The sequence below is a fragment of the Qipengyuania flavescens genome, assembly GCF_029688735.1.
GTDB lineage: Bacteria > Pseudomonadota > Alphaproteobacteria > Sphingomonadales > Sphingomonadaceae > Qipengyuania.
In genome coordinates, this window is the sequence record NZ_JARULD010000002.1 from 423,514 (window position 1) to 436,780 (window position 13,267).

Sequence of the window (13,267 nt, forward strand, 5' to 3'; positions counted from 1 at the left end):
CGTCCCCGTGCGATGACCGGCCTTAAGACGACTTGGCCCGGCCACCTGTTGGTGGCCGGGCCCGCATGTCGATTTGATGCTTTTCGGCGCGATCAATACAAGAAATCCGCCCCGCCGATGGCTTCGGCTTCGAAGCCGCTCACCAATGCCGGAGTCATGTCACCTGCGCTCTTGGCATCGGGCAGGTCGGCCGCCGCAAGCCCGCCGAACTGCGCGCCGGTGAGCGCGATTTCGCCGGTCAGGCGGACAGTCATGTCGGACGATCCGTCACCGTCGACGTCGAGCAGGAGCAGAGTATCGCCGCCGCCGTCGTATTCGTAGCGCAGTTCGCCCGCCGTACCGCTGAACGCGGCCTGGCCCACGAAGGCGAAGCCCTGGTTGCCGCCGACGTTAGCATTGGCATCGATTGCCGACAGGTCGATGATGTCGCCCTGCGCCTTCGAAAAGTCGGTGATCGTGTCGGCCCCACCGGCGCTGGAGCTGCTATGTCCGAGCAAGGCGAAGACGAAAGTATCGCCGCCCGTACCACCGGTCAGCGTATCGACGCCGAAACCGCCGGCGAGAGTGTCGTTCCCGCCTTCACCGAAGAGCTGATCGGCTCCGGAATCGCCCGACAGATTGTCGCTGCCCGTTCCGCCGTGCAGTTCGTCCGCGCCCCCTCCGCCGGACAGGATATCGCCCTGCTCGCCGCCATAGAGGAGGTCGTTGCCGCCCCCGCCGGAGATGGTATCCACCCCAAGACTGCCGAAGATCGTGTCCTCGCCGATACCGCCGTCGATCCTGTCGCTGCCGTCGCCACCGTCGATCGTGTCGTCGCCCGCGCCGCCGGAGATAACGTCGTTTCCTTCCTCGCCGAAGATGTCGTCGATGCCGACCCCGCCGTTGATGAGGTCATCGCCGGTGCCGCCATAGATGTTATCGAGACCGAAGCCGCCGAAGATTGTATCGTTATCTGCGCCACCATAGATGGTGTCGCTGCCATAATTGCCGTTGATAAGATCATTCCCGGAGCCACCCAAGAGAACATCGTCACCGAAGTTGCCTGTCAGGCTGTCGATCCCCGCACCGCCTTCCAGCCGATCGAAGCCAAAACCTCCGACCAATTCGTCGTCACCGTCGCCGCCGAAGAGCCTGTCCGCTCCAGAAAGGCCGGAAATTAAGTCGTCGCCACTTCCGCCAACGATCGTATTGTTCGCTCCCGACCCGGTAAGAACATCATTGAAATCCGATCCGGTCAGGTTCTCGATCGACGTCAGCGTATCGATTCCGGCACCTTGGGTATTCTGTGCTACGCCCAGGCTCTGAAGCGAAACGTTCACTGCCGAGGCCGCGTTGTGGTAGGACGCGGTATCACGACCGCCTTGGCCATTGAGCGTATCGTTACCCGCCCCGCCGGTCAGCGTGTCGTCGCCGAGCCTGCCTTCGATGTGGTTGTCGTTTGCACCGCCGGTCAAAACGTCTGCGTAATCGCTTCCGATCAGGCCTTCGATCGAAACGAGCGTGTCGATACCCGCGCCAATCGTGTCTCGCGGCACGCCTTGAGTGGCCAAGGTCACCACGACGCCGGCATTGGCGGAGGCATAGGAGGCGAAATCGTACCCCGCATTCCCGTTGATGAAGTCATTTCCGCTGCCACCATCGATAACATCGTCACCGGAGCCTGCATCAATGACGTCGTCTCCTGCGCCGGTCGATATTTGGTCGTCGCCTGCATTGCCGACAACCACATCATTGCCACTGCCCGTGGTGATGGAAAGTGATCCTGTATGATCAGTTACCGTGCCACCGTTCGTGAAGTCGAAAAGCACGTCCTGCGATGTGGAGGAAAGATCGACGGTTGTCGTTCCGCCACCGCCACTCGCCAGGCCATCGACGACAAAGGCAAGCGTTTCCACGCCGGTAAACCTAATACTCTCGCCGCCGAGCGTCGAGATTTCGCCCGGCGCGAAGGAAATTGACGGATCGCTCCCCGCTGCGAGTCGTACAAACAAGGCATCGTCGCCTAAGCCGCCATCGACATTGGCCTGAGTGTTCGTGCCAGCGCCGAGGACGAAGGAAAATACATCGCCGCTGCTGCTGCCGATGAAAGTGTCGGTCCCGCCGCCGCTGATGAACTGGACACCTTCGCTACCGGAAAAGGCACTTGCGTCGGCGCTGTCGTCATTGGTGTCGACGATCATTCCTCCGACATTGGCACCGAACCGCAACACGATACCTTCGATGTTCGACATCGAGGTCTGCACGTCCGGTCCCAGCAGGCCGCCCTCACCGGTGCGGACGGAGGAATTCGTGATCGTGACATTACGAGGCGATCCTTCGTCGGCGTGCCGAACCGCACTGGTGAAGTCGAACATGAGGTAGTCTGTACCGGTCCCGCCATCGATGATGTCGATGCCATCCGAACCGATGATCACGTCATCGCCCGAAAATGTCGAAATTATATCGAGGCCTTGTGATCCGGCAGTATGATCGTTTCCAGCCGTTCCCGTACTAATGGGCAAACCAATGGCAAGATCGATGTTTATCAATCCTATTTCGAGGTCCAGATCGATAATTCCGAGATCGGCTTCTATGTCTATCAGGCTCATTGCAACTCTCCACATTGTCCCGCCCAAGGAACGACCGGTTAGTGTAACGGCTTGAAACGCCTATTTAATCACAGGAGAGTTGGTCATCGCTTTGAATAAGGCAACACGGTAATAATTCTAAATCGATTGCATTGACCGTGAAAGTACGGTAGTTACTTAACTAATCTTCAACCATGCTCAAAACGCTTTGGCGGCGAGCACTAATGCGCCTGCGAAATTTTGTGCATCCAGCTTTTTGATGATGTTCGATCGATGCATCTCGATCGTCCTGACGCTCAAGCCGAGCGAGTGTGCAACCGATTTCGCGCTTCGACCGTTGCTCGACACCTTCAATACGCTCAGTTCACGCGGCGTCAGCTGGGCTAAGGCCATGAGGTCGTGATCGTCGAGTTGGAATGATGGGGCCTGCGTCAGCTTGTCGCGAGCCTCCTTGACGGCATCGACCATTTCCGCCTGCCGAAAGGGCTTTTCGAAGAAGTTTATCGCACCCTCCTTCATGGCGTGAACCGCGTCGCTCACGCTGCAGGGTCCGCTCAGCAGGATGATCTCGTGGCCATTGTCGCAGTCGCTTTTCAATTTATGCAGCAGCGCCATGCCGTCGAGATCGGGCAAGCAGGTATCCAGGATAATAAGGCCGCGAGGGAGGTTTTCACAGTCTTCTAAAAACGGCTTGCCCCTATCGTACCAAGTCACTTGAGGGTGCATGTGGGCAACGACCTCGCAAATGTGCTCCTTCTCACGTTCATCTTGCTCAACAATATAAATATACATAACTTGCCAGAAATCTTATCCTATAGGATTGATAAATACGGTAGTTCTACGGTATCGAATACATTATAAGATAAATCTATTTCTTATTAGTATGGATATCTCCTAAGGCAGGTATTTCAATTTTCCGCTTCGCTCAAGCCTCCCTCCGGACGTTTACTAACATTTATGCACGGAAGCATTTTCAAAATTAGCTTTTGATATGGCATTTTTGAAGGGTCGGTTTCGAATTTGCGGCGTGTTGTCAAGCACCCTCGATCAAGCGATTGCGGAATCCGCGAGGGGGCTGGAATTGTCCGACTGGAAGGCCCATCTGCCTGCCCATGGCACTCACCAAAATTTCCGTCCGCGGCGCGCGGGAGCATAATCTCAAAGGCGTGGATATTGACCTGCCGCGTGACAGCCTGATAGTGATTACCGGGCTGTCCGGCTCGGGCAAATCCAGTCTCGCGTTCGATACGATCTATGCCGAAGGGCAGCGGCGTTATGTCGAGAGCCTTAGTGCCTATGCGCGTCAGTTCCTCGAGATGATGCAGAAGCCCGACGTCGAACATATCGACGGGCTCTCTCCCGCGATCTCGATCGAGCAGAAGACCACCAGCCGCAATCCGCGCAGTACCGTAGCCACCGTCACCGAGATCTACGACTACATGCGCCTTTTGTGGGCGAGGGTGGGGGTGCCCTATTCGCCCGCCACCGGCCTGCCGATCGAGGCGCAGACGGTCTCCAACATGGTCGACCGGGTGATGGCACTGCCCGAAGGTACGCGCCTCTATTTGCTCGCGCCGGTGGTTCGCGGGCGCAAGGGCGAATACCGCAAGGAGCTGGCCGAGTGGCAGAAGGCGGGCTTCACCCGCGTGCGCATCGACGGCGAGATGTACGCAATCGAGGACGCGCCCGCACTCGACAAGAAGTTCAAGCACGACATCGAAGTGGTAGTGGACCGGCTGGCGGTGAAGGCGGGGCTGGAGACGCGGCTGGCAGACTCTTTCGAAACGGCGCTGAAGCTGGCGGATGGCCTGGCTTATGTCGATCTCGCCGATACGACCGTGGCGGAGGCGCTGGCGGAGCGGAAGGATGTGCGCCCGGCGACCATTGGGCCAGACGCAGGCAAGGGCGGCGCAATGAAAGGCGCAGGCCTGCCCGACAATCGAATCGTGTTTTCGGAGCGTTTCAGTTGCCCTGTCAGCGGCTTCACCATCGAAGAGGTCGAGCCGCGGCTGTTCTCCTTTAACGCGCCGCAGGGGGCCTGCCCGACCTGCGACGGGATCGGCGAGAAGCAGCTGTTCGATCCGCAGCTGGTCGTGCCCAACGAGGCGCTCAGCCTCAAGAAGGGCGCGGTGGTGCCCTGGGCGAAGAGCAACCCGCCTTCGCCCTATTACATGCAGGTGCTCGCCAGCCTGGCGAAGGAATACGAGTTCAGCCTCGAAACGCCGTGGGAGGATTTCGACCGCGAGATCCGCGACATCATCCTTTACGGCACGAAAGGCCGCGCCATCCCGCTGACTTTCAAGGACGGGCGCAAGCAGTACACGGTGAAGAAGCCGTTCGAGGGCGTCATCGGCAACCTCAACCGCCGCATGCTGCAGACCGAAAGCGCCTGGATGCGCGAGGAGCTGGCCAAATTCCAGACCGCGCAGCCGTGCGAAACCTGCCACGGCAAGCGCCTCAACGAGAAAGCGCTGGCGGTGAAGATCGCCGGGACCGACATCGCCACCCCGACCAAGATGAGCGTCGCGGATGCGAAGGACTATTTCCTGAAACTCCCCGATGCGCTGAACGATACGCAGCAGCAGATCGCCAAGGCCATCCTCAAGGAAATCAACGAGCGGCTGGGGTTCCTCGACAATGTCGGGCTCGACTACCTCAACCTCGACCGGACCAGCGGCACACTGTCCGGCGGGGAGAGCCAGCGCATCCGCCTCGCCAGCCAGATCGGCAGTGGCCTCTCGGGCGTGCTCTACGTGCTCGACGAGCCCAGCATCGGCCTCCACCAGCGCGACAACGACCGGCTGCTCGAAACCCTCAAGCGCCTGCGCGATCTCGGCAACACGGTGATCGTGGTCGAGCATGACGAGGACGCCATCCGCACCGCCGACCATGTGGTCGACCTCGGCCCCGGCGCGGGCGTGCATGGCGGCGAAGTTGTGGCGCAGGGCACGCTGAAACAGGTGCTGAAGTCGAAGAAGTCGCTCACCGCGGACTACCTCACCGGGCGGCGCGAGATTGCCGTTCCGACCGAGCGGCGCAAGGGCAACGGGCACGAGCTTACCGTCCACGGCGCGCGGGCGAACAATCTCAACAACGTCACCGCCAGCATTCCGCTCGGCACCTTTACCTGCATCACCGGCGTCTCGGGATCGGGCAAGTCGTCCTTCACCATCGACACGCTCTACGCCTCAGCCGCGCGCCAGTTGAACGGTGCACGCGTGGTCGCGGGCGCACACGACAAGGTCACCGGCCTCGAATATTGCGACAAGGTGATCGAGATCGACCAGTCGCCCATCGGCCGCACCCCGCGCTCCAACCCGGCGACCTACACCGGCGCCTTCACCCAGATCCGCGACTGGTTCGCCGGCCTCCCCGAAGCGCAGGCGCGCGGGTACAAGCCCGGCCGCTTCAGCTTCAACGTCAAGGGCGGCCGCTGCGAGGCGTGTCAGGGCGACGGCCTGATCAAGATCGAGATGCACTTCCTGCCCGACGTCTACGTCACCTGCGAGGAATGCGGCGGCAAGCGCTACAACCGCGAAACGCTGGAGGTGAAGTTCAAGGGCCTTTCCATCGCCGACGTTCTCGACATGACGATCGAGGATGCGGAAGGCTTCTTCAAGGCCGTCCCCCCGATCCGCGACAAGATGCACATGCTGAACGAGGTGGGGCTGGGCTACGTCAAGGTCGGCCAGCAGGCGACCACGCTGTCGGGCGGCGAGGCGCAGCGGGTGAAGCTCGCCAAGGAACTCAGCAAGCGCAGCACCGGGCAGACGCTCTACATCCTCGACGAGCCTACCACGGGCCTCCATTTCGAGGATGTCCGCAAGCTCCTCGAAGTGCTCCACCGGCTGGTGGACCAGGGCAATTCGGTCGTCGTGATCGAACACAATCTCGACGTCATCAAGACCGCCGACCACATCCTCGACCTCGGCCCCGGCGGCGGCGTGCGGGGCGGGGAGATCGTGGCGCAGGGCACGCCGGAGGAGGTGGCCGAGGTGGGAGAGAGCTATACGGGGCAGTATCTCAAGCCGATGCTGGTGCGGCAGCGGGAGGCGGCGGAGTAGCTTGTGTATATTTAAGTTGACATAAATATTTATGTAACCCATAGAGTGGTTATCAATCTATGGAGAATGATGATGTCAACGAAATACCGAAAGCTAACTTTGTACCTTGCGTCGATTGATGAGGCAGAGTGGACGGCAACCTTCAACGAAATCGAGAATGTGCTCGGCTTCTCCCTTCCCGAGAGTGCTAGGCAATATCAGGCTTGGTGGTCGAACCAGATGCGGTCGCAAAGTCTTGCTTGGCAATCTGCGGGCTGGAAAGCGACAGCGCTTGACCTTGAGAATGAGCGGGTGACTTTCGTCTATGTGGCGGGTGAGGAACGCGATGAAGTTCCACAGTCTAGCCCAATGACAATACAAGAAGCGAAAGAGCGCTTGGCGGCGACGTTTGGTGTTGATCCAAGCCAAGTTGAGATTACGATCCGTGCCTAGCTGTTACACCAGCCGACTGCAGCGGCTGGTGAATACAGCAGTGATGACGAACGTTATTCAAACAAATTCAAGTCCAAGCATGAGGACTCAAATTCCGTTTCGAAGATGGTATGAAGGTTAGGTGGATTAAACGGCATGCCGATCGCGCACCTATGGAATTTGCTTCTTGAATAAGTAGCAGTCGATTACAGAGGTATCACCTCCTCGGCCCTCTAACTTGATCGAAATTGGGCCAGAAAGGTCTTCCAGCGCCATTGATGCGAACCGCACTAATGTGAACCCTTTCCTTTCGAGGGCGCCTATCACTCGTGAGGGAGGATATGTATGAGAAGGAAGGTCCACTTGATCTCCAGTTCGTGTGACGAACCGCGATTTTTTTAGGCTCATTTTTGAACGAAATTTCTTAGCCCAAGTGTGGCTAGGTAATGTCGTGAGCCAAAAGCCTCCAGGGGCTGTTATTCGAGCGACTTCATTCCATAGCTGCTCGTCATTGTAGGGGTCCGCGAGAAACGAGAATGTTCCTTGAATTGTTTTGTCCCCGAACGGCATCCTCCTTGCATCACACACTAAGAGGTCTTTGACACTGTTTTGCCATTTTAGGGAGTGGCGAAGCATCCGCTCCGAGTCATCTTGAAGAACCAGTTGTTCATGAAATTTATGAAGATCGGGCAGTGCCTCAAGGACTGTACTCTTGCCCGCTCCAGTTTCCACGAAAGTGCCATTTTCGTCGCCGTGTTCGAAGATGTCCGTTGAACCCAATCCACTAATGAATTTGATCCCCAATTCGCGAAAGTTCGCGCAGGTTGGGTGAAGGGTCGGTTCGTAGTATTCCTCCGCTACGATATCGTATGGTGAAAAGTGACTAATCAAAACGATTTCCTACATGCACTAGGTCAAAGTTTAGTTCAATTTGCCGCGCGAGAATCCAAAAATCGGAGAGACATTTCCCTAGTTTTTCAGTGACCTCTAAGCCCTCAATCTTGGCCAAGAAGGAGGCTTGATCACTTTTTTCGCAGAAAAAGTCTTTCTCTTCAGCATCGATATAGACGATGCCGATCATTTTTCCTGTCTCTGGGTCTGGAATAATGAGTGCGAGACAAGAGGGTTTTGCAGCCGCCGCCTCAGCTTGGCTCTCCATCATGCTCCATTCGTTAATAAGTGCAGCTTTTTTTCGATCATTTCCTTGGAACGCGTCGCCGATGATCTGAGAGACCTCTGACCGTGCCGCTCGGCCAATTATGCCATACCTCATCGAAAATCGCCTGCCTGGCCCTTTCCTGGGAGGGTGCTTAAATGTCCCGTTTGCGGGATTGCAGTATGGGCTAAGCTGATAGAGTTGGTCCTGAAAAATCGGGTCTGGAACATAAACAGTCATTCTAGGACGAGCCGCTAGTGCTTTGCCTTGAGATTCTGCGCTCAATTCTTTCCAGAACTCCGAGCAAAATTTTGACGCATAACTTTTGAGGTTCACGGTTCGTTCAAACCTGAAAAGTTCAACGTCGGTCTTTTCGATAAGTTCTTTGAAAGTTTTCTCGGTATCCGCCTTCAACGTGTCGAGATTTTCTCGCGCCAACTCAACCTCAAAGTTCCTTAATTTGATCTTCCTTATAATTGGGAAGCCACGAAAGGCCCGCGCGATCCGATCCAAAGAAAAGATGAAAATGACGAAAATGCCCACCGCAGCTAAAGGCCAAGCCAATTCCCCAGTAAGCTTAATCCAATCTGCCACTCGATTCGTCCTCCTTGTACCCCTGCTTACGCAGCAGAATCGCGGTTCGCTACCGCAACTTGAAGGCCATATGTTTCCTAATTGGCTGTCCTACTCCCTAATCTCGCAATAACTAACCCGGTTCACTGCATTCCAAAGAGGTGAACCATGAACGCTCTCGTCACCATCGATGCCGCCCCCACCGCCGGTCCGCACGGGGAGGGGCAAACCGTGTTCTCGCACCGGCCAGTCCTTTGTTTGGGCCCTCAAACACCGGGCGGGGCGCATCCGCGCCCCTTGGACTCCTTGATTAAGCTCGGACGGCTGGTCAACCTTGCCTCGCCTGCGGCTCGGAAGATTTCGCCATCCAGCTAGTGTTGGGCTGATACTCCTGTCCTACACGCTCCGCCCTGTATAAATGACCCGGTTCCCTTCCTCATCCGCAAGGTGAACCGCATGACCGATCTCAGCAACCACCCCGTCGTCCTCCACTCCGATCTTTTCGCCGAGCACGAGCATGCGCCGCAGACGCAGTTCGTGGCGGAGCGGCAGGTGGCGTTTCTCGAGGCGCTGGCGGTCACCGGATCGGTGCGGGCCGCGGCGCGGCGGGTGAAGGTCTCGCACCAGACCTGCTATCGCGCGCGGCGGGGCTCCGCTGCCTTCGGGCGGGCGTGGGATGCCGCGCTGGTGGTCGCGCGCGCGGCGGCGGAGGCGAAGCTGGCGGATTGCGCCATGAACGGCGTGGAGGAGGAGGTGTGGTATCACGGCGAACTCGTCGGCACGCGCCGCCGCCTCTCCGACCGCCTGCTGCTCGCGCATCTCGGCCGGCTCGACCGCCTGCGCACCGACACGCGGATCGAGGAGCTGGCGGAGAATTTCGACGCCATGCTCACCCGCATGCGGCGTGGGGGAGCGATCGAGGTGGAGGCTCCCGCCGATACCGCCGACATTTTGTCCCCTGGACCGTGTAACATGCGGTCCATGTCTGGGGCGGCCGAGGGGCTTGCGGAGGCTCCCGACGCGCCGCCAGAGCCGCCCTGCGACTGCATCGGCGCGCAGCTCGGCACCGATCGCGGGCAGCCGCACTACCGCGTCGGAGCCGAAGGGTGGGAGCCGGTATGCAATGTGGGCGAGACGGCGGATGGGGCCGCTGCGATATGCTGCGCCGCGCCGAGCTGGCCGGAATGCCGGGAATGCCCGCACTACCCGCGCGTCTCTCGCCTGATCGAGGAAATGGACGAAGCGCGCCCCGCCGATGCGCCATCAGTCGAGGAGTTGTCGGGCGAGACGTGGGACGTGGAGGCATGCCAGATGGCCGCCTTCGAAGCGGGCGACGAAGACTGGTGGCGCTACGGCGCGGACTGGACGCTGCACACGCGCAACGCGGCGGGGGAGTGGGTGGCCCAGGGGGAGAGCTCCGGCTGACGCCGCCGTGGCGCAACGCTCACCCCTCCTAGAGCACCGGGCCGGCGGAGGCCCGGCAAGGCCGACCGGCCGCCCGCAGCGGGCGCAGCTTGCTGCGCGTCTAGCGAGGACGCAGCCGCGAATACGGCTGCGAAACACAAGGACTTAGTCAAGCAATGCCAATTCCACCCGGCCATGCCCGCGCTGGATCAGGCCGAGCTGCTCGGCGGCGGCGCGGCTCACGTCGATCACGCGGTTGCCGTGGAAGGGCCCGCGGTCGTTGATGCGGACGGTCACGCTCTTGCCGTTGCGGGGGTTGGTCACCTGCACCAGCGTGCCGAAGGGCAGGGTGCGGTGCGCGGCGGTCATGGCGTGCATGTCGAACGCCTCGCCGCTGGCGGTGCGGCGGCCGTGGAACTTGCGGCCGTAATAGGACGCGCCGCCGCTCTGGAGGACGGTGAGCACGGGTTCCGGCTCCACCGGCGGGTCGAAGGTGTCGAGGTCGACGATCTTGCCGGCCACCTCCGGCTCGGGCGGGAGGCTGGAATAGGGCGCGAAATGCTCGACGAAAGCGGCTTCGGTCGCGGGCATCGGCCCCGCGCTCTGCGAATGGCCCGCGCTGGCGGGAAGGGTAACGGCGGCAGCAAAAAGCAGCGCGCGGATCGTGCGTTTGGTCATCGAATGAACCTCCCGTTCGGATCGGGTGGCTATACCGGAGGGCCCGGCGGGAGTCGTTAACCCGACGGGCGATGGCCCCATTCCCGCCACAGTTCGTCGCGCTTACGGGATCGAAAGACGCATCCGTACCGAGTTTCGTGGGTCGGGCTAGCTTGAGCCACTAGAGGTTGAGCGAGGGAGGATTCGCCCGCTCGCAAGGAGCCCGCATAGCAAATGGGGCCGGCATCACTGCCGACCCCACTCTCACCGATGCGTGGCCGTGTTCCTTCATCCGGAGATCAAGGGACGCGTAACTTGGCATCCGATGTTTTCCCTTCTGGTCCATCCGAAGATTTCCCTTCCGGTTCTGTCACCGGCGCTCGCACCGGCATCCGGATCCACCCTCGGGCTGACCCGCTCGGGTGCGCCAGGTCGCAAGGACCCTCGCTTCCGTCGCAGACCGGCCTTCATCAGGCGGTTCCGCAGCTTGGATTTCCGTTGATGGCCTTCCGCCTCGAACGGTCACATCGCTGTCCGGTCCGAAGACCTTTCCTAGATGCCACCTTCGGCTTCCGGCCGGGTTGGCCAAGCTCGTGTCGGAACACCTTCGCGGCTCCGTCATCGACCCGCCTTGCGTCCGACCGAGGTCTTCAGCACGAGGGTCTCTTGAACCGCGCGGACAGGTTCCGCCACGTCATTCCGGTTTGGAAATACTCTGATCTATCAAGCCTTTCGGCCGTCCAGTTCAGCTTGTTTCCGCGCCGTTCCGATGAATTGAAGCTGCGCCTGAAGGCCCGATTCTGCAACTGCCCGACCGGCGACTTTTCCACTTTCGCCAGTTTTCGCTGTGGACGGGAGTGGATAACTCAACCGCCGGTCGCAAATTCCTGTCGTTATTCGCCTCGCAGGCGCAATATCGCAATGCAGATTCGTGCTGCGCCGCAACTAACGATCGCGTTTGGCGAGCAGCCGCAGTCGCAGGGCGTTGAGCTTGATAAAGCCTTCCGCGTCCTTCTGGTCGTAGGCGCCCGCATCGTCCTCGAAGGTCACATGCGCTTCGGAATAGAGCGAGTTCGGCGATTTGCGCCCCACCACCATCGCATTGCCCTTGTAGAGCTTGAGGCGAACCGTCCCGCTCACCTTCTCTTGGCTCAAATCCACCGCCGCCTGCAGCATCTCGCGCTCGGGGCTGAACCACAGGCCGTTGTACACCAGTTCGGCATAGCGCGGCATCAGTTCGTCCTTGAGATGCGCCGCGCCGCGATCGAGCGTGATCTGCTCGATCCCGCGATGGGCGCGGGCGTAGATCTCGCCGCCCGGGGTCTCGTACATGCCGCGGCTCTTCATGCCGACGAAGCGGTTCTCGACCAGATCGAGCCGCCCGATGCCGTGCTTGCGACCGAGATCGTTCAGCGCGGCGAGCAGCGTCGCGGGGCTCATCGCCTCGCCGTTCAGCGCCGTACCGTCGCCCCTCTCGAAATCGATGGTGATGTATTCGGGCGTGTCGGGCGCATCCTCCGGATGGTCGGTGCGCGAATAAACGTAGTCCGGCGTCTCCTCCCACGGGTCCTCCAGCACCTTGCCCTCGCTCGAGGTGTGCAGCAGGTTCGCATCGGTCGAGAAGGGGCTCTCCCCGCGCTTGTCCTTGGGCACGGCGATCTGGTGCGCTTCGGCCCAGGCGATCAGCGCGGTGCGGCTGGTCAGGTCCCACTCGCGCCACGGAGCGATTACCTTGATGTCCGGGTCGAGCGCATAGGCCGACAGTTCGAAGCGCACCTGGTCGTTGCCCTTGCCGGTCGCGCCATGGGCGATGGCATCGGCGCCGGTCTCGTGCGCGATCTCGACGAGGCGCTTGGAGATCAGCGGGCGCGCGATGCTGGTGCCGAGCAGGTAATCGCCCTCGTAGCGGGCATTGGCGCGCATCATCGGGAAGACGAAGTCGCGCACGAATTCCTCGCGCAAATCCTCGATGAAGATGTGCTTGTCGGGAATGCCCATGGCGCGGGCCTTCTCGCGCGCCGGCTCGATCTCCTCGCCCTGGCCGAGATCGGCGGTGAAGGTGACCACCTCCAGCCCGCGCTCCACCTCGAGCCACTTGGCGATGACGGAGGTATCGAGACCGCCGGAATAGGCGAGGACGACACGTTTGATCTCGGACATGGATACACCTTCGCTAGCTTGGCCGCGCCGCTAGCAGGAGCGTGACGCTGTAGGCAAATGGGAATGTGTGGGGGTAGAGCGAGTGAAGATAAGATATTGGCGACGTGATCTTCGCTCGACCGTTTCTGTGCGCACGACATTGCAGAGGGGAGAGACTAGAGAGGCGCGCGATAGCAGTGGAAAGATTGGCGTCTTATTGCCTTTGCCTCGCTGATATCCTCGACGCCGACAGCGAGACATGCATATAGAGAGTTAGTTGACCCTGATCGAAGTGA

The 13,267-nt window shown here is 60.0% G+C and carries 9 protein-coding genes; 3 read left to right on the forward strand and 6 right to left on the reverse strand.

The genetic code is table 11. From position 1 onward, the window contains the following. Positions 1 to 92 precede the first annotated feature (92 nt). Together P8R33_RS07385 and P8R33_RS07390 are read right to left on the reverse strand one after the other, a co-directional pair. The gene (locus P8R33_RS07385) at positions 93 to 2,588 is read right to left on the reverse strand and encodes a calcium-binding protein (RefSeq protein WP_278328338.1); all 2,496 of its coding nucleotides are present in this window, start codon (positions 2,586 to 2,588) and stop codon (positions 93 to 95) included. A gap of 177 nt (positions 2,589 to 2,765) precedes the next feature. Next, complete coding sequence (locus P8R33_RS07390; RefSeq protein WP_278328339.1) at positions 2,766 to 3,359, reverse strand: response regulator transcription factor; 594 nt, start codon at positions 3,357 to 3,359, stop codon at positions 2,766 to 2,768. A 320-nt stretch (positions 3,360 to 3,679) separates the two neighbouring features. On the opposite strand from P8R33_RS07390, the gene uvrA reads away from it, so the two are divergent. Further along, positions 3,680 to 6,631 carry an excinuclease ABC subunit UvrA gene (gene uvrA / locus P8R33_RS07395; RefSeq protein WP_278328340.1) on the forward strand — a complete coding sequence of 984 codons (2,952 nt, stop codon included), beginning with the start codon at positions 3,680 to 3,682 and terminating at the stop codon, positions 6,629 to 6,631. 72 nt (positions 6,632 to 6,703) lie between these two features. Then, positions 6,704 to 7,063 carry a DUF7662 domain-containing protein gene (locus P8R33_RS07400; RefSeq protein ID WP_278328341.1) on the forward strand — a complete coding sequence of 120 codons (360 nt, stop codon included), beginning with the start codon at positions 6,704 to 6,706 and terminating at the stop codon, positions 7,061 to 7,063. A gap of 150 nt (positions 7,064 to 7,213) precedes the next feature. On the opposite strand, the gene P8R33_RS14810 is transcribed toward P8R33_RS07400, so the two are convergent. Further along, positions 7,214 to 7,735, reverse strand: coding sequence for a methyltransferase domain-containing protein (locus tag P8R33_RS14810; RefSeq protein WP_446532504.1), 522 nt, complete (start codon positions 7,733 to 7,735; stop codon positions 7,214 to 7,216). Positions 7,736 to 7,925: 190 nt separating this feature from the next. Further along, positions 7,926 to 8,792 carry a hypothetical protein gene (locus P8R33_RS07405; RefSeq protein WP_278328342.1) on the reverse strand — a complete coding sequence of 289 codons (867 nt, stop codon included), beginning with the start codon at positions 8,790 to 8,792 and terminating at the stop codon, positions 7,926 to 7,928. Between the two features lie 435 nt (positions 8,793 to 9,227). On the opposite strand from P8R33_RS07405, the gene P8R33_RS07410 reads away from it, so the two are divergent. Further along, on the forward strand, positions 9,228 to 10,196 hold the full coding sequence (locus P8R33_RS07410) for a hypothetical protein (protein WP_278328343.1): 969 nt from the start codon (positions 9,228 to 9,230) through the stop codon (positions 10,194 to 10,196). A 144-nt stretch (positions 10,197 to 10,340) separates the two neighbouring features. Here the strand turns inward: P8R33_RS07410 and P8R33_RS07415 are convergent, their stop codons facing one another. Then, on the reverse strand, positions 10,341 to 10,853 hold the full coding sequence (locus tag P8R33_RS07415) for a septal ring lytic transglycosylase RlpA family protein (protein WP_278328344.1): 513 nt from the start codon (positions 10,851 to 10,853) through the stop codon (positions 10,341 to 10,343). Positions 10,854 to 11,777: 924 nt separating this feature from the next. Further along, positions 11,778 to 12,992: an argininosuccinate synthase gene (locus P8R33_RS07420; RefSeq protein ID WP_278328345.1), complete on the reverse strand. Its 1,215-nt coding sequence runs from the start codon at positions 12,990 to 12,992 to the stop codon at positions 11,778 to 11,780. Positions 12,993 to 13,267 lie beyond the last annotated feature (275 nt).